Consider the following 16704-nt stretch of genomic DNA (forward strand, 5'->3'; position numbering starts at 1 on the left):
TCATCTTTTTGCTCCCCTCTCCCCTTGTGGGAGAGGGGTTGGGGGAGAGGGGGTGACGAACATGCAGTTGGCACGATGCCCGCTACATGTTGCACTGCTTTCAGTTATCTTCAGTAGAAATTTGATGAAAACTCCATAGACAAAAAAATATTGATCGTTTTCCAGTTTCATTCTAGATCAAGTGCCGAGTATATATTTCTTGCCATAATCTCCCCCTCTCCCCAACCCCTTATTCGCTTCGCTCACCCTTCGGGCCAGCCTGCGGCTGTTCTGCGCTTTGCTTGTCCCACAAGGGGAGAGGGGCTAAAAAAAGTTTCATCGCTGAATACCGGGGAAGGCGGCACGGATTTTGAGGAAGAAATACTCCTGATCCCGGTAGCCGTAGGCCCGGCGTTTGATCACCTTGATGGTGTTATTGATGCTCTCGACGATGCTGGTGTTCAACGGATGTCGACAACGCGACAAGATGCCGTGGAGGTAATTTGTCAGCCGCGCCGCGCAAACAGGGCTAATGCAGCAGTGCCGCTTTTTTCAGCTTCGTGGCACCCGCTATCCTGGCTTTCGTTGATCCAGAGCGACGGTAAAACCCGCGAGGTTCGAGTTCATCACGCATCAGATAGGCGACCGGATACAATGCCGGCCACGCCGCATCACGATGGCCCCGGCGTTTCCTCCTGCTCCACCGGGCTGGCTTCAAACCGGTAACCTGCGCCATAGATGGAGTGGATAAACTCTGTTTCCGGGAAAGCCTCCGCCAGTTTGCGGCGCAGTTTCTTGATATGGCTATCGACAGTGCGGTCGCTGACCACGCGATTGTCGGTATAAATGCGATCAATCAACTGCTGGCGGGAACGAATGTGGCCGGGGTGTTCCGCCAGTGTTTTGAGCAGGGCAAATTCGACCAGGGTCAATGTCACCGAACGCCCCTGGTAAATGGCTTGAACGCGGTTTTCATCCAGTGACAAGCCGCCGGTATCGCCGGGGCTGCCGTCGCTCTGTAGTTGCACTCTGCGCAGCATGGCTTTGACGCGGGCCACCACTTCCCGGGGGCTGAACGGTTTGCAGATATAATCGTCGGCCCCCAGCTCCAGCCCCAGCAGCCGATCCACTTCATCGACGAGGGCGGTAATCATGATGACTGGCACGTTGGAAAAACGCCGCAGCTGCTTGCAGACTTCCAGCCCGTCCATGCCGGGCAGCATCAGATCCAGCAGCACTACGTCGAAAGGCTGGTCACGCAACAGGGCCAGGCCGTCCTCGCCGGTGTGGCAGGCCGTGGCCTGGTAGCCTGCGTGTTGCAGGTAATCCGACAGCAGGCTCGCGATCTTGGGCTCGTCTTCGATGATCAGGATTTGATTGCTCATGGCGTTCCCTTTTTTCGCAACTTGTTAGTGCCGGTTTCCGTCGCATTTTTCCGTTGCGTCTTTCCTCGGTTCTTCCATCGGACGCATCGATTCGTCTCACCTTGGCGTTGCGAGCGTTTGCAATATTCAAGGCGGCGACCCGCGCAGTTATCGACTGGCCGGGAGCCGCACGCTGATGCGCAGCCCGCCCAGCGGCGAGGCGCTGGCGCTGATCTGGCCATCGTGTGCTTCGACAATGCGGCGCGCCAGCGCCAGGCCCAGGCCGGAGCCACCAAAGCCGCGATTGCGGGAAGCGCTTTCTGATCGAAACAGGTGATCGAACAAGCGCTCCAGAGCGTCTTCCGGCACGCCCGGTGCGCTGTCATCCAGCGTCAGTTCGATCTCGGTGCCGTTACGTTGCGCGGCAAGGCGCACCTGGCCGCCGGGGTCGGTGTATTTGGTGCTGTTATGGAGCAGGTTGGCAAGTAGCTGGCGCAGGCGTGTGGCGTCGCCGTTGATGGGCAAGGGCGTGCCTGCATGGGCCTGAAAGGTCAGCTCGCGCTGGCGAAAGCTGTCGCGGAAAACGGCTGCCTGCTCGGCGATCAGCTCGGCCAGATCCAGTGAGGCCATGCGGTAGCGCAGTGTGCCGGCATCCGCCAGCGCCAGATCATGCAGATCATCGATCAGCCGGCGCAGGTGCAGGATTTCATGGTGGAGCGAGGCCAGGCGCTTCGGGTCTGCGGGCCGGATGCCGTCCACCAGCGCTTCGATTTCGCCTTGCAGGATGGCCAGTGGCGTGCGCAGCTCGTGTGAAATATCGGCCAGCCAGCGGTCGCGGGCGAGGGCGGCATCTTCCAGGTTGGCGGCCAGATGGTTGATGTCGCGGCTGAGGGCGCCGAGTTCATCGCGCCGCTGCGTATCCAGCCGGCGCGAATAATCGCCGTTGGCCATGCGCCGCGACAGCGCCGCGATAGCGGTAAGCGGCTGCACCAGATAGCGCGAGATGATCCAGGAGCCCAGCAGCGCCACCAGCAGGGCGATGCAGGTGGTGAGCAGCAAGGTGTGCCACTGCCGCGCCTGAAAACTGCGATCGATGCCATCGGTGAAAACGTCGGAACGTGGGCGATAACCCAGCTGCCCGACAATGCGGCCACTGGCCTCGATAGGCAGGTAGCTGATCTCGGCAGATGGCGTCAGCGCGCCGGCAATGGGGCGTTGTTGCTCGTCAAGCACCACCATATGTCGCGGCACGCGCAGCCCCGGTGGTGGCGTCTCGGCGCCGGCAGGCCATCCGCCAGCGTTCTGGTAATACTCGCTCAGGCGCTCGCTGAATTCCGTGAGCCGGTGACGCTCTCGCTTTTCAAGGTAATCCTGCAAGGCGTGCTCGAAACTGAATTGATACAGCGCGGCAGCGGCCAGCACCAGAAACATGCCGGTGGCAGAGAGAACGAGAAAAAGCCGGGTGCGGATGCTGTGCATGGCAACGCTCAATCAGGCGAGAGTGCCAGCATGATAGCGCAGCACTGGCAGGCCGGGCGGGCCTGCACAGTTTTTTCATATTGGTCGTCAGGCACCGAACCAGAAATGCAGGATCAGCCAGAACACGCCGGCCCAGAACAGCAGCAGTGCCAGCAGCACGCCCAGCGCAAACAGCAGTGGCCGCTTCACATATTGGCCGATCCATCGGGTGGCCTGTTGCTCGGATTGTTCGCGCACGGGCGCGGGCAGTCTTTTCACCACGAAGCTCACGCCCATGGGCACGATGATCAGATCATCCAGCAGGCCGAGAATCGGCACCGCAAAGGGGATCAGATCAATCGGGCTGAGCAGATACAGTGCCAGTAGCACGCTCAGGCCCTTGAGATAGGCAGGGGTGGCCGGGTGCCGGAAGGCATACCACAACACGATGACTTCCTTGCGGAAGCGCAGGAAACGGGTGCGAAGCAGTGAGCTGATCTTAGCCATGAGGATTGCGCCACAGGGTTTCCGGGTGGCCGTGCCGCAGGTTCAGGGCACGGGCGAGGACAAACAGCAGATCCGAGAGCCGATTGAGATAGGCAATGCTGGCGGGGTTTTGCGGCACAGTGTGGTGCAGGTGCACCAGCTGCCGCTCGGCGCGCCGGGCGATGGTGCGTGCCATATGGCACCAGGCCGCTGCCGGTGTGCCACCGGGCAAGACAAATTCCTTGAGCGGCGGCAACTCGTCATTGAGCGCATTGACGTGGTGCTCCAGCGTTTCCGGGTCGCCATCCGTCAGCCGTAGCATGCCGGGCACGGCAAGCTCGGCGCCGAGATCGAACAACCGTTGCTGCACTTCATCGAGCGGGGCATCCAGATCAGCCGGCAAGGCATGGCTGCGCAGCACGCCCAGCGCAGCGTTCAATTCATCCAGATCGCCCATGGCAGCAAACACCGGCGCATCCTTGGAATGGCGCGAACCATCAGCGAGGCCGCTTTCGCCGCCATCGCCGGTGCGGGTGGTAACGCGGCTGATGCGGTGCTTGTCGGTGCTCAAAACTCGGCTCCCACTGCCACCATGTAATGCCGGCCCGGCAGGGGGTAGGTGGTGTAGCTCGCGCCGGTGGGATCGAGAAACGCAATATCCGTGACGTTGCGATCCTGAAGATTGTGCACGGCTGCGCGCAGATAAAATTGCTGGTAACGGGCGGTTGCGGAAAGGTCTGTCCAGCGGTAGCTGCGTAGCCGCTCGCCAAAATTGTTGGCCAGATCATTACCGATATAACGCTTGCCGACATAGCGCTGCGCCACGCTCAATTGCAGCCAGTCCAGTGCGCGCCAGTCGAATTGCAGGTAGCCGCTGCGGCGCGGCACACCGGGCACATCGTTGCGGGCGTAGGGGCCGTTTACAAAGCGCGCTTGTTGCAGGGTGGCGTTGAATGTCAGCCACAGGCCATCGTCCAGTGCCCACTGGCTGTTGAGCGTAAAGCCGTCACGGCGGGTATCGTCGTCCAGATTCACGTTGCCGCCAGAGGGCCCGGCGCCGGGGTCATAAATGATTTCGTTTTCGTAGCGGCCACGAAAATAGGTGAGCGCGGAGCGTTGCGGCCCTTCCTGCCAGCGTAGCCCGGTGGTGTAGAGCTTGCCGGTTTGCGGGCGCAGGGTGCCCAGGCCAAACGCTGGCGAGAGCTCGTCTACTGTGGCCACACGGGCGTTGCGGGCGCCGCTGACGAACAGCGCCAGCGTCGGCGCCGGGAAATAGGTCAGGCCCGCTTCATAGATCTCATAGCGATCGCTGGTGCGTTCGGCGCCGTTACCGAACTGGGATGTTTCTTCGGTCTGTTGTGTGAGCTTTTCCGTGCGCAGGCCAGCGGTGAGATGCAGTGTATCGGTCAGCTGGCTGGTGCTCTGGGCATACCAGGCTTCCATGCGCTGTTCGATATCCTTGGTGCCCGTGGGGTTGCCGATATTGGCCGGGCTGTCCGCGGTGTCGGATTCATAGTCGCTGTGATAAAGCTCCCAGCCTGCTGTCCAGTCGTGGCGCACCGGGCCGGTTTGCACGGTGCCGGTCAAGCGGGGTGTGAGGCTCATGCCGGTGATTTCCGTTTCACCATAATGAGGGGCGCCACTGAAGTCGTAATAATATTCCTGCCGCTTGCGGCGTGCGCCGGCTTCAAGATGGATATTGACCGCCTCCGTATGGATGACGACGCCCGGCATCACATACACGCCATCCTGTTCGGCCCAGTCCAGCGGTGTGGCAGTGCCTTCCGGGTCATCGCGAAATTCGTTGGTGACGCCGGGTCTGACCAGCCGCCCGCCGGGGATACCGAGTTTTTGCGTATCGGCCTGTGCGGTGAGGTAAAAGGTGGTGTCGTCCAGGCGGTGGCGCAGGTCGGCAAAGGCGGAGCGCTGCTGCATGCGGTTATTGTCGCGATAGCCGTCGCTGTTGTGTGCCCGCACGCTGCCGAGAATACTGCTGCGGCTATTGCTGGCCGCGCCCCAGGCATCGCCGATGCGTGTGTCAAAGCTGCCGCCGGTAACACTGATGCCGCCGCCGGTGTCGGGATTTTCACGGGTGATGATATTGATGATGCCGGCCGACGCCCCGTTGCCATATAGCACTGCACCACTGCCGGGGATCACTTCGATGCGCTCGATCATCGCCAGCGGGATGGCCGAGAAATCGACACCGGTCAGATCCACATCGTTCAGGCGACGGCCATTGAGCAGCACCAGCGTGTTGGCGGTGGCATTCTCGCCGAAACCGAGCATGCCCACGGCAACCCGGCTGTCGCCCAGCCCGTAGTAGCGCGTGGCGTGCAGGCCGCCGACAGTATCGAGCACCTCGGCCAGATCGCGGGCCGGCAGGCGGGCGATGTCGTCTTGCGTCAGCACCACGCTGCCGGCGGGCAGGCGCGCGGTCTGCTCGCCGGTGCGCGAGGCACTGACGTGCACCGGCTGCAACTGGCCGGGCGCTTCGGCCTGGGCGGGTGTGCTGATGACGGTGGCGGCCAGGGCGAAGGCCGCAACAGGCCGGAAGGGAAAGGGTGCTGCAGGTGTGAACATCCTGTAATTCCTCGTCAGGCTGCGCGGGGCGGCCGGTGAAAGTCGATGAGGCTATGAGCGATTAAAGCCCGCTTCGCTGTGGCCAACAACCGGGCGTGCAATGGTAGCAGAGTCGTTGGCGGATCAGGGTCGATGCAGCGCCAGGATTTCCGCTACGATTCGCTGGTGCTCCGGTAGTGCCATGCCGATCTGTTCGGCCTGGCGCAACAGATAGCCGTTGATGTAGTGAATCTCGGTGGCGCGCCCGGCGCGTACGTCTGCGCGCATGGATGACGTGTTGCCGGCCGTGGCCTGTGCCAGCGCTCGCGCCCGGGCAGCTGTCTCGCCGGGCCACTCGGGCAGCAGGTGGCGGGCGAGCGCGTCGATTTCTTCTGCCAGGGCGCCAAAGCGTGGTTGCAGGCGGCTATCGGCCAGCAGTGCGCCGTTGTCGCAATCATACAGTGCGGTCAGTGGATTGATGACGGCATTGAGTGACAGCTTCAGCCATTGTTGCAAGCGGATATCCGGGCGCCAGCTCAATTGCGGCCAATGGTCGGCCAGCGTGCCAAACCAGCTCGGCGGTTGCGAGTGGCCATCACCTAGCAGGGTGGTGTTTTCGGCCGCCAGATGGATGTGTTCGCCACCGCCGGGCAGCGGCTCGCGCCAGGCACCGCTGTTGGCCACGGCGTCGATAATGTGGGGATGTGGCGGCGGCAGATGGTCGAGGCTGCCCAGGCCGTTTTGCAAGCGAACCAGCGTGGTGCCGGTGCCGAGCCGTGGTCGCAGCGGCGCCAACGCCGGCAGGCTTTGTGCGGCTTTGGTGGCCAGAATCAGATAGCGAATCGGCGCGCCGTCATCGCCGGGCAGGAGCAGATCATGGCTGCGCCCGTCGGGAAATGTCAGCCGGCGTGGCGCCTCCGGGCGCCCGGCGAGGCACATGGAAAAACCCGCCTGGCGCAGATAGAACGCTGCCAGTGTGCCGAGATTGCCGGCGCCGAGAATATGCCAGTGAAGGCTCATGGTCGCGGGCTCACGGCGCCGGGCTGCGCAGCGTCGGCGGGCAGGGGGAAGCGGCGGATCAGCAGCCACAGCAGCGGCAGGCCTATCAGAGCGAGTGCGGCGGTGATGATGAAAAACAGTGCCCAGTCGCCATCAAGGCGGTCAACGAGATAACCGCTGGAGGCGGAGAGCCAGATGCGTGACAGATTGCCCAACGAGGACAACAGGGAATATTGCGTGGCGGTGTAGGCGACGTTGCACAGGCTGGAGATATAGGCCACGAACGCCACTGTTACCAGGCCGCCGGTGAAGTTGTCCGAGATCACCGCGATCATCAGCATCCAGCGCTCCTGGCCGACCATGGCCAGCGCGGAATAGGTGAGGTTGGTGGCGGCGGCCAGCAGCCCGGCCACGAACAGCGCCCGCAGAAAGCCAAGGCGATGGGCAAGCAGGCCGCCCGCCATGACGCCCAGCATGTTGGCGGCAAAACCATACAGCTTGGCGACATCGGCGATTTCATCCAGCTCGAAACCAAGCTCCTGATAAAACACACCGGACATGCGGCCGAGCATGGCGTCGCCGAATTTGAACAAAAAGATGAAAGCCAGAATCAGCACCCAGGCATCGCGGCGGGCGAATTCCGCAAACGGTGCTATGACGGCGTTGTGCAACCAGGCCATCACCGCCGCACGGCGGGGCGGCATGGTTTGCGCAAAACGTGCGCGGGTGCGCGCTTCCTCGTCGCTGATGGCGGCCGTTACGCGCACCGCCGGCCGGGGGCCGAGCAGGGTCGCCACAATGCCGATCAGCACTGCTAATGCGAGCACCTGATACGCCACGCTCCAGCCAAAGGCGTGCGCGAGATAAAGCCCGCCCGCACCGCCGATCACGGTGCCGCCCAGATGCCAGCCCCAGATCGCCACAGATGAGCCGGTGGCAAGCTGATCCGCCTCCAGCACGTCAATGCGGTAGGCGTCCACGCCGATATCCTGGGTGGCGCTGACGGTGGTGACCATCAATGTTGCCACCGCCATCATGAACAGGTGATCCGCAGGCGAGGTCAACGCCATCCACAAGATCGCCGGCATCAACAATAGCTGGCTCAGGAGAATCCAGGCACGGCGCTGGCCCAGGGCATCGGTCAGCCAGGGCAGGCGCAGGCGGTCGATCAATGGCGCCCAGAGAAAGTTGATGGCATAGGGGGTGGCTGCCAGCGCGAACAGGCCGATGTCCGTGCGGCTGACGCCTTCCGCCCGCAGCCAGAGCGACAGATTGGAAAACACCAAGGGCGCCGGCAGGCCGCTGGCGAACCCCAGTGCCAGCAGCGTCAGCATGCGCCGCGAAAAATAGCCTTTCAGCCTGCTGGCAGGGTTGGGGAATAAACGAGGTCGCATCGGCAGCCTTCAGCACAGGGGGCGAAAGAAAGACATGGAAAGAGCAGCACAAGCCGCCAAGTATGCCTGTGCGCGGGCGGTCACGGCCAGCCGAGCAGGGTCAGCCGTACGCGGCCGGCCAGCACCGGCACGCCTTCCCGACGCAGCCGTGTGGCCTGTTCGTCACCGAGCGGCAGGCGGCCATCGGCGCGCACTATGCGGTGCCACGGCAGCTTCGAGCCGGGCGGCAGCCGCGCCAGCGTACGGCCGACGTGCCGTGCATGGTGCGGATAGCCGGCCAGTTGCGCAACCTGGCCGTAGGTGCACACACGGCCCGGTGGCACGGCGCCGACGATTTGCCACACCGCCTGTTCGAAGGAGCCTGTTTCCATCTGTCGCGTCTCTGCTCGGTGCGTCTTTGCCTGGCTGCGGCTTGGCCTGGCTGCGGCTTGGCCTGGCGCCGCCTGACCTAGCGCAGCCCGCCGTCCGTGTCGATGCAGCGGCCGGTGAAATAGCTGTTTTCGAAAATGAACCGCACGCTCATGGCAATGTGTTCCGGCTCGCCCAGGCGTTTGAGCGGCACAGCGCCCACCAGCCGGTCGCGGGCTTCCGGTTTCATCGCGGCGATCATGTCGGTGTTGATGGTGCCGGGCGCGACCGCACCGGTGCGGATGTTATAGCGTGCCAGCTCTTTGGCCCACACCTCGGCCATGGCCGCTACGCCGGCCTTGGCGGCAGAATAGTTGCTCTGGCCAAAGCTGCCATGGCGGGCCAGCGACGAGATGTTCACGATCACGCCTTCCTCGACACCCAGGCGGATCATGTGCGCGGCGGCTTCGCGGCCACACAGGAACACCCCGGTCAGGTTGACGTCGATCACCGCTTGCCACTGTTGCAGGCTCATGGTGCTGATTTCACCGTCTTTGGCTCTCACCAGCAGGCCATCGCGGGTGATGCCGGCGTTGTTGACCAGCCCGTGCAGGCTGCCGAAATCCGCCACGACATTATTGAACAGCTGGATCACGTCTTCTTCTTTGGCGACGTTGGCGAGATAAGCGCGGGCATCACCGCCAGCGGCCTTGCACTGGTTTACCGTCTCGTCGATATCGGCCTGATTCAGATCCACACAGGCGAGCTTGGCGCCCTGGCGGGCAAACCCTGTGGCAATGGCACGGCCCAGGCCACGGCCGGCCCCTGTCACTACGATGACCTTGTCTTTCACGTCCATCGGCTGGCTTCCTCGTTAAACAGCATGTTTAGGGTGGCCGCATTATGGCGGCCTGTGGCGCGGGCCTGCAATGACATTGCCAACCGCGCCCGCAGCAAAGCAGATGCCCGCCCCCGGCGGCCTCTTGAAAAGTGGCGCTGCCGCCCCTACCTACAGCGCAGCTGCCCGGTGCGGCAGGCGAGGCCCGGCCCTCTTGACTCACCGAGGCGGGTTACTATGATTAGCACTCGCTCATAGAGAGTGCTAACACTGGGTCGGGGAGAGTGCCAGGGCCGACAGGCCGGCGCGCTTCCAGGCTGCCACTGAAAACTGCAACTTGCTTGAACCTCAACAGGAGAACAGAGGCAATGAAAATCCGTCCTTTGCATGACCGCATCGTGGTTCGCCGCGCTGAAGAAGAAACCAAGAGCGCTGGCGGCATCGTGCTGCCTGGTTCTGCGGCTGAAAAGCCGGCCCGTGGTGAAGTGCTGGCCGTGGGTAAGGGCAAGATCGCCGAGAACGGTGATGTCCGGCCGCTGGACGTAAAGGTGGGTGATCAGGTGATCTTTGGCCAGTACTCCGGCAACACCGTCAAGATCGATGGTGAAGAGTTGCTGATCATGGGCGAGGGCGAAGTCCTGGCCGTTGTCGAAGGCTGATCCGGCACGTTTCAGCTGTTGCCGTATATACCCCCGAATTTAAGTTGAGGAATTTGAGATGGCCGTTAAAGAAGTTCTGTTTCGTGACGAAGCTCGCCAGCGCATGCTGCGTGGTGTCAACACTCTGGCTGATGCTGTCAAGGTAACGCTGGGCCCGAAAGGCCGTAACGTGGTGCTGGAAAAATCCTTCGGCGCGCCGGTAATCACCAAAGACGGTGTTTCCGTCGCGAAGGAAATCGAGCTGGCGGACAAGTTCGAGAATATGGGCGCGCAGATGGTGAAGGAAGTTGCTTCCAAAGCCAACGACGAAGCCGGTGACGGCACCACCACCGCCACCGTGCTGGCGCAGGCGATCGTCAACGAAGGTCTGAAGTCGGTTGCTGCCGGCATGAACCCGATGGATCTCAAGCGCGGGATCGACAAGGCAGTCACCGCCGTGGTTGCCGAGTTGAAAAAGCTGTCCACACCGTGCGAAACCTCGAAAGGCATCGAGCAGGTGGGCACCATTTCCGCCAACTCCGACAGCTCCGTCGGCCAGATCATTGCCAACGCCATGGAAAAAGTGGGCAAGGAAGGCGTGATCACCGTTGAAGAGGGCACCAGCCTTGAGAACGAGCTGGAAGTCGTCGAGGGCATGCAGTTTGATCGCGGCTACCTCAGCCCGTACTTCATCAACAACCAGGAAAAAATGGCGGTAGAACTGGAAGACCCCTACCTGCTGCTGGTTGACAAGAAAATCTCCAACATCCGCGAGCTGCTGCCGGTGCTGGAAGCCGTTGCCAAAGCAGGCAAGCCGCTGCTGATTATCGCTGAAGACGTTGAAGGCGAAGCGCTGGCCACGCTGGTAGTGAACACCATGCGCGGCATCATCAAGTGCGCGGCAGTGAAAGCGCCGGGCTTTGGTGATCGTCGCAAGGCCATGTTGCAGGATATCGCTATCCTGACCGGTGGCACCGTGATTTCCGAAGAAGTCGGTCTGAGCCTGGAAAGCGCTACCCTGGAAGATCTGGGCACCGCGAAGAAGGTCAACATCGACAAGGAAAACACCACCATCGTCAGCGGCGCTGGCAACGAAGGTGACATCAAGGCGCGCGTTGAGCAGATCCGCGCCGAGATCGAGAAATCCACCTCTGACTACGATCGCGAAAAGCTGCAAGAGCGCGTGGCCAAGCTGGCAGGCGGCGTGGCCGTGATCAAGGTTGGCGCAGCCACTGAAGTGGAAATGAAAGAGAAGAAGACCCGCGTTGACGACGCCCTGCACGCAACCCGCGCAGCGGTGGAAGAAGGTGTGGTACCGGGCGGTGGTGTGGCGCTGGTGCGCGCACTGGCCAATATCGCTGGCCTGAAAGGTGACAACGAAGACCAGAACGTGGGTATTGCTCTGGCAATCCGTGCGCTGGAAGCACCGCTGCGCCAGATCGCCAGCAACGCCGGTGCAGAAGCCTCGGTTGTGGTGCAGACCGTGCGCAACGGCGACGGCAACTACGGCTTCAACGCTGCCACCGGTGAGTACGGCGATATGCTCGACATGGGCATCATCGACCCGGCCAAGGTGACCCGTTCCGCGCTTCAGGCCGCTGCGTCCATCGCGGGCCTGATGATTACCACCGAAGCCATGGTGGCCGACCAGCCTGAAGATAACAAAGGCGGGCCGGACATGAGCGCTATGGGTGGTATGGGCGGCATGGGTGGCATGGGCGGCATGATGTAAGCGCCCTGCTACGCGGTCATACCGCTCCCTCGGCGCCGCAAGGCGCCGTCAGACAGCCCCGCGAGCTGAACCTCGCGGGGCTTTCTTTTTTGCCGATTTCCCCTGTTTTTGCCCCGTTTTTCCCTTTCTCTGGCCGTGTTCGGCTCCCTTCTGGCACGCCTTTATGACCACGGTGCAACCTTGCGGCCGCGCCACAGCAACGCTTGGCAGCTCCGCCAATGGCCGCGCCACCGAGAGAGCAGCTGCCACGTCGCTGCGGTGCTCGGCACAGAATCCGTCGCAGCGAGGCGAACTGGGCTGTTCTGCGTCCTCGCGTCCGCTTGAGGTGCGCCAGTGGCACGTGAACTAGTTGCTCCATAGGGCTGAATCGTGATTCACTTGGCCAAGAAGTGAATATGGATTCAGCTATGGCGTACCGTGAAACAGGCAAGGTCAGGGAGCACAAGGCGGCGCAGCGGGAGCTGCTGCTTGCCACCGGCGAGGCGCTGGTGCGCGAGGGTGGTTTTGCTGCGCTCACGGTGCAGGCCCTGGCGGCACGAGCGGGCATGGGTGTGGGGACGGTGTACCGTTATTTCCGCGCCAAGGATGAGCTGGCCACGGAGGTATTTCGCCGTGCAACGGAGCGCGAGGTAGCAGCGGTGGCGGCGGCATTGGCAGGCCAGCCGGATGCGGTGGCGAGCCTGCGAGCAGCCATCGGCTGCTTTGCCCGCCGGGCATTGCGTGCGCCCCGGCTGGCATGGGGCCTGATTGCCGAGCCAGTTGATCCGGCAGTGGATGCGGAGCGCCTGCGCTATCGGGCGGCTTATGCCGAGCTGTTCGAGCAGGTGATTGCTGCGGGGCTGCGTGCTGGTGAACTGCCGCCTCAGCCGACGCGCCTGGCGGCTGCGGCGCTGGTCGGTGCGCTGGCGGAGGCATTGGTCGGCCCGCTGGCGGATCATCAAGCCGATGAGCCGGTGATTCACGAACTGACACTTTTTTGCCTGCGCGCCACGGGTGCGAGGCTGGCTGAACAGGAGAATGATCATGACCAAACCGATGGATTTGCGCCCGGACGCGCTCGCGGCCACGCATGAGGTATTCAACCAGAGCACAGCGCTGGAGAACCACAATCTGTTTGCCGGCGATACTGCGCTGCGCGAAGGGCTGGCGCGGCATGGCGGCAGCTGGGCCGAAGCGGATTTGCAGCGTTACGGTGAGGTGTGCGGCCGGCCCGATGTGATCGAGTGGGGCTACCGCGCCAACGAATTCAAACCGCAGTTCGATACCCATGACCGCTTCGGGCATCGCATTGATCTGGTGCGTTATCACCCGGCTTATCACGAACTGATGAAGCTGGCGCTTACCGAGGGCCTGCACAGCAGCCCATGGGTTGATCCCCGGCCGGGTGCCCAAGTGGTGAGAGCGGCGAAATACTACCTGCACAGCCAGGTGGAATCCGGCCACTGCTGCCCGGTGACGATGACCTTTGCGGCCACGCCCTCCTTGCAACTGACGCCTGCCATTGCCGAGCAGTGGCTGGGCAAGGTGCACGCCAGAGACTATGACCCGCGCAACGTGCCGCATATGGAAAAGCAGGCGCTGACGATCGGCATGGGTATGACCGAGAAGCAGGGCGGCTCGGATGTGCGCGCCAACACTACGCGTGCTTATGCGCTGGGTGCCGGTGGGCCGGGCGAAGCGTACGAGCTGGTGGGCCACAAGTGGTTTTTGTCGGCGCCGATGTGCGATGCATTCCTGATGCTGGCGCAAACCGAGCGTGGCTTGAGCTGCTTTCTGGTGCCGCGCTGGCGGCCGGACGGCAGCAAGAACCCGGTGCAGGTGCAGCGCCTGAAGAACAAGGTGGGCAACGTCTCCAATGCGTCGTCGGAAGTGGAGCTGCGTGGAGCACTGGGCTGGATGGTGGGTGAAGAAGGGCGCGGCGTGCCGGCCATCATCGAGATGGTGGCGATGACGCGCTTCGATTGCATGATCGGCTCGGCGGCCAGCCAGCGGCAGGCAACGCTACAGGCGATTCACCATGCTGCGCACCGCAGCGCCTTTGGCAAAACGCTGATCGATCAGCCGTTGATGCAGAATGTGCTGGCGGATTTGCAGCTGGAGCTGGAAGGCTCGCTGGCGATCACCTTGCGCATGGCCGAGGCGCTGGATCATCTGGACGATGCACAACAGCAACTGCTGATGCGCCTGGGCACGGCAGTCGGCAAGTACTGGATCTGCAAACGCACGCCGCATCATGCCTATGAGGCGATGGAGTGCATCGGTGGCAACGGCGTGATGGAGGATTGCATTTTGCCGAGACTGTACCGGGACGCGCCTATCAATGCGATCTGGGAAGGCTCGGGGAATGTGCAGGCGCTTGATGTGCTGCGTGCAGTAGGCAAAACCCCCGCAGTGCTGGATGCCTGGTTTGCGGAGCTGGCGAAAAGTGCCGGTGCGGATGCACGCCTTGATCGTGCGGTAAAAGCCTTGCAGGACGAGTTCGTTGATCTGGACGAGGCGGAATATCGCGGCCGGCATCTGGTGGATCAGCTGGCGCTGACCATGCAGGCGGGTTTGCTGGTACAAGCGGGCAACAGTGCCGTGGCAGAAGCCTTTATTGCCTCGCGACTCGGCGGCCTGGGCGATCGACAGTACGGCACCCTGCCGCGTGGCCTGGATGTACGCACCATTATCGAGCGCGGCCGTCAGGATGCCTGAGCCCGCGCCAGCGGCGGCATGGACGCCACGCTGGTGCAGTGCTCCGTTCGCGGGCGCCCGCAACGGTTTTCGAGCAGAACCATCACTGAAGCTGTAGCTTGTCTGCCATCTCGAACCACAGATTGCGAAACGCACGTGCGGCGGGTGTGTGCGGGGCAAACTCACCGACCGGGGCGCAATGTTCACCCATCTGCTCGATGTGCGTCGCGTAAGGAATGGAGGTTTGCAGGCCGTTGCGCATCACTGCCGGCCGCTTGACCAGCATCTCCAGATGCAGCACGCGGCGGCGGTCGACCATATTGAAAAACGGCACCACTTCCAGGCGGCGATATTGCTTCTGCTCCACCCAATCAAGCACCTGCTGAAACGCGCGCACAGACAGATGCGTCGGGATGACGGGCACCATCAGGTAATCGGCGGCGGCGAAGATATGCTCGGCAACCGGGCTGAGCGTGGGCGGGCAATCCAGCAGCACCAGGCTGTATTCAGCTTTGAGGGGCGCCAGCAACTGGCGCAGGCGCTGCTTGCCGCCACCGGCTTCGGCGAGCTTGATATCCAGATTGCGCAGGGTGATATCGGAAGGGATCACATCCAGCCCCGGCCAGCGGGTGGGCACCGTGAGGCTGCTGGCGGCTTGCCGGCCGCTGGCCAGTGAGCCGGCCTTGTAACTGCGCGCACCCTCCACGCCGAGGTAGAAGCTGGCTGCGCCCTGAGGATCAAGATCCCACAGCAGCGTAGGATACTTCCAGCGCGCCGCATGCCAGGCAATGTTGACGGCGGCGGAGGTCTTGCCCACTCCACCCTTGAGATTGTAGAAGGCAACCGTTTTCATGCTGATCTCCGTTCGCAGCGCTCCCCGCAGGGGCAGAGGGCTCAGAAACAGGAGCCTATAGTGCCTTGCTGCGCTGGAGGGGGCAAAGGCGGCGGCTCGCCCGGCCCGAGCCACTGCGTTACACTGCTTGCCGGTTGGCGCGCTGCGTGGGGTGATGCATGGCTCCGGTACCGCGCCGCATGATTCTGGCACAATGCTGGCGCCGCCGGTGACAAGCGCGCTGGCCGGCGCACTCTGCCTCGACAACAGGCTACTCGGACAGGAGCCGGGCCCGTTTGACTACCGAACGCAAATATCAGGTGTTTATCAGCTCGACCTACGCGGATTTGCAGGAGGCGCGGCAGTCGTTGCTGCTCTCGCTGCTGGGCATGGGCATGATACCGACTGGCATGGAGCTGCATTCTGGCGGCGCGGACAGCCAGTGGCCAGCGATCCAGAAGGTGATCAACGAGTGTGATTACTATCTGGTGCTGGTGGGTGGCCGCTACGGTTCGTTGTCGCCGATCGGGCTGTCGTATACCCACCGGGAATTCGTCTACGCCGCGACCAAGGGCAAACCGATGCTGGCGCTGCTGCATGATTCCCCTGATTTCCTGCCACCGGAGCAGCGTGAGCCCACCCGCGAGGGCGAGGTGCGCTTCAATGATTTTCGTCAACTGCTGCAAAACAAGTGCCTGACCCGGTTCTGGCATAGCCCTGACGATCTTGGTGATGTCGCCCGCAAGGCGATGGCGCAAATGGTGATCAAGCATCCTGCCAGCGGCTGGGTGCGCGCAGGCGAGGCCGCGGAAGCGATGACGCGGCTTGAAGTCCAGCGGCTGACGCAGCGCGTCGCCGAGCTGGAGCGAGAAAAAGAGGAGCTGGTGGCCGGCTATCGGCCGCCGCTGGAAACCCTGGCACGTGGCGCCGACACCGTGGCACTGCGCTACCGGTGCGATATCTATATCAAGGGCGATTGCAAGGCCGGGGCAGCGCAGACGCAAATGAGCTGGGATGCGATTATCGGTTGCCTGGCGCCGCAGATGCTGCAGGAAGTCTCGGAGGCGGAAATGCGTGAAGCACTTGAAGAAGCGCTCGCCAGCCGGGCGCTCGCCGACGTGCAACAGTCGATGCCGAAAGCTCACGCGGTGCGCAATATCGCGCTTGAGACAGAAAGTTTCAATCAGGTGAAGGTGCAGCTGCGTGCGCTGGGGTTGATCCGCAAGTGCCCACGTCCGCCGGGGCAAAATACGGTGAGCTGGCAACTGACCCCGCTGGGCGACCAGACCATGACACAACTGCTGGTGCGCAAGCGCTAGGTTTCGTCTACGCCTCGCTATCCTGTGATGTGGTTATCTTGTGATGGCTATCCCGGCTGGAGCCGAGGCCGTGTGCACG

The 16704-nt window shown here is 62.6% G+C and carries 15 protein-coding genes and 1 pseudogene; 5 read left to right on the forward strand and 11 right to left on the reverse strand.

Features of this window, described 5'->3' with window-relative positions; translation table 11 throughout:
• Positions 1-315: 315 nt before the first annotated feature.
• From MU846_RS14760 to MU846_RS10675, 10 genes and pseudogenes are all read right to left on the reverse strand, one after another.
• Positions 316-697: pseudogene (locus MU846_RS14760) on the reverse strand (transposase); the annotation flags it as partial.
• Positions 651-1364, reverse strand: a complete 714-nt coding sequence (locus MU846_RS10635) for a response regulator (RefSeq protein ID WP_246952529.1) — start codon at positions 1362-1364, stop codon at positions 651-653. The pseudogene MU846_RS14760 and the gene MU846_RS10635, both read right to left, overlap by 47 nt.
• Before the next feature lie 147 nt (positions 1365-1511).
• Positions 1512-2822, reverse strand: a complete 1311-nt coding sequence (locus MU846_RS10640) for an ATP-binding protein (RefSeq protein ID WP_246952531.1) — start codon at positions 2820-2822, stop codon at positions 1512-1514.
• An 87-nt stretch (positions 2823-2909) separates the two neighbouring features.
• Entirely contained in the window at positions 2910-3308 is a 399-nt protein-coding gene (locus MU846_RS10645) for a YkvA family protein (RefSeq protein ID WP_246952533.1), read from the reverse strand.
• On the reverse strand, positions 3301-3858 hold the full coding sequence (locus MU846_RS10650) for a cob(I)yrinic acid a,c-diamide adenosyltransferase (RefSeq protein ID WP_246952536.1): 558 nt from the start codon (positions 3856-3858) through the stop codon (positions 3301-3303). Before MU846_RS10650 ends, MU846_RS10645 begins: the two co-directional genes overlap by 8 nt.
• Positions 3855-5870 (reverse strand): TonB-dependent receptor plug domain-containing protein, encoded by a 2016-nt coding sequence (locus MU846_RS10655; protein WP_246952538.1) that lies wholly within the window; start codon positions 5868-5870, stop codon positions 3855-3857. Before MU846_RS10655 ends, MU846_RS10650 begins: the two co-directional genes overlap by 4 nt.
• A gap of 123 nt (positions 5871-5993) precedes the next feature.
• A complete protein-coding gene (locus MU846_RS10660) occupies positions 5994-6869 on the reverse strand; it encodes a ketopantoate reductase family protein (RefSeq protein WP_246952540.1) in 876 nt (291 codons plus the stop codon).
• A complete protein-coding gene (locus MU846_RS10665; RefSeq protein WP_246952542.1) occupies positions 6866-8242 on the reverse strand; it encodes an AmpG family muropeptide MFS transporter in 1377 nt (458 codons plus the stop codon). The genes MU846_RS10660 and MU846_RS10665 overlap by 4 nt, the downstream gene beginning before the upstream one ends.
• A gap of 80 nt (positions 8243-8322) precedes the next feature.
• Positions 8323-8613, reverse strand: a complete 291-nt coding sequence (locus MU846_RS10670) for an MGMT family protein (RefSeq protein ID WP_246952545.1) — start codon at positions 8611-8613, stop codon at positions 8323-8325.
• Positions 8614-8690: 77 nt separating this feature from the next.
• Positions 8691-9449 carry an SDR family oxidoreductase gene (locus MU846_RS10675; RefSeq protein ID WP_246952547.1) on the reverse strand — a complete coding sequence of 253 codons (759 nt, stop codon included), beginning with the start codon at positions 9447-9449 and terminating at the stop codon, positions 8691-8693.
• A 347-nt stretch (positions 9450-9796) separates the two neighbouring features.
• Here MU846_RS10675 and MU846_RS10680 point away from each other — a divergent pair, with 347 nt between their 5' ends.
• From MU846_RS10680 to MU846_RS10695, 4 genes are all read left to right on the forward strand, one after another.
• Complete coding sequence (locus MU846_RS10680; protein WP_246952549.1) at positions 9797-10087, forward strand: co-chaperone GroES; 291 nt, start codon at positions 9797-9799, stop codon at positions 10085-10087.
• A gap of 58 nt (positions 10088-10145) precedes the next feature.
• Entirely contained in the window at positions 10146-11798 is a 1653-nt protein-coding gene (gene groL / locus MU846_RS10685; RefSeq protein ID WP_246952551.1) for a chaperonin GroEL, read from the forward strand.
• Between the two features lie 407 nt (positions 11799-12205).
• Positions 12206-12871, forward strand: a complete 666-nt coding sequence (locus MU846_RS10690; protein WP_246952553.1) for a TetR/AcrR family transcriptional regulator — start codon at positions 12206-12208, stop codon at positions 12869-12871.
• A complete protein-coding gene (locus MU846_RS10695) occupies positions 12822-14495 on the forward strand; it encodes an acyl-CoA dehydrogenase family protein (protein ID WP_246952555.1) in 1674 nt (557 codons plus the stop codon). The genes MU846_RS10690 and MU846_RS10695 overlap by 50 nt, the downstream gene beginning before the upstream one ends.
• Before the next feature lie 82 nt (positions 14496-14577).
• On the opposite strand, the gene MU846_RS10700 is transcribed toward MU846_RS10695, so the two are convergent.
• Positions 14578-15327 carry a ParA family protein gene (locus tag MU846_RS10700; protein ID WP_246952557.1) on the reverse strand — a complete coding sequence of 250 codons (750 nt, stop codon included), beginning with the start codon at positions 15325-15327 and terminating at the stop codon, positions 14578-14580.
• Between the two features lie 275 nt (positions 15328-15602).
• Here MU846_RS10700 and MU846_RS10705 point away from each other — a divergent pair, with 275 nt between their 5' ends.
• Positions 15603-16625 carry a DUF4062 domain-containing protein gene (locus MU846_RS10705; RefSeq protein WP_246952559.1) on the forward strand — a complete coding sequence of 341 codons (1023 nt, stop codon included), beginning with the start codon at positions 15603-15605 and terminating at the stop codon, positions 16623-16625.
• Positions 16626-16704 lie beyond the last annotated feature (79 nt).

This window comes from Alcanivorax quisquiliarum (assembly GCF_023051175.1).
GTDB classification, from domain to species: domain Bacteria; phylum Pseudomonadota; class Gammaproteobacteria; order Pseudomonadales; family Alcanivoracaceae; genus Isoalcanivorax; species Isoalcanivorax quisquiliarum.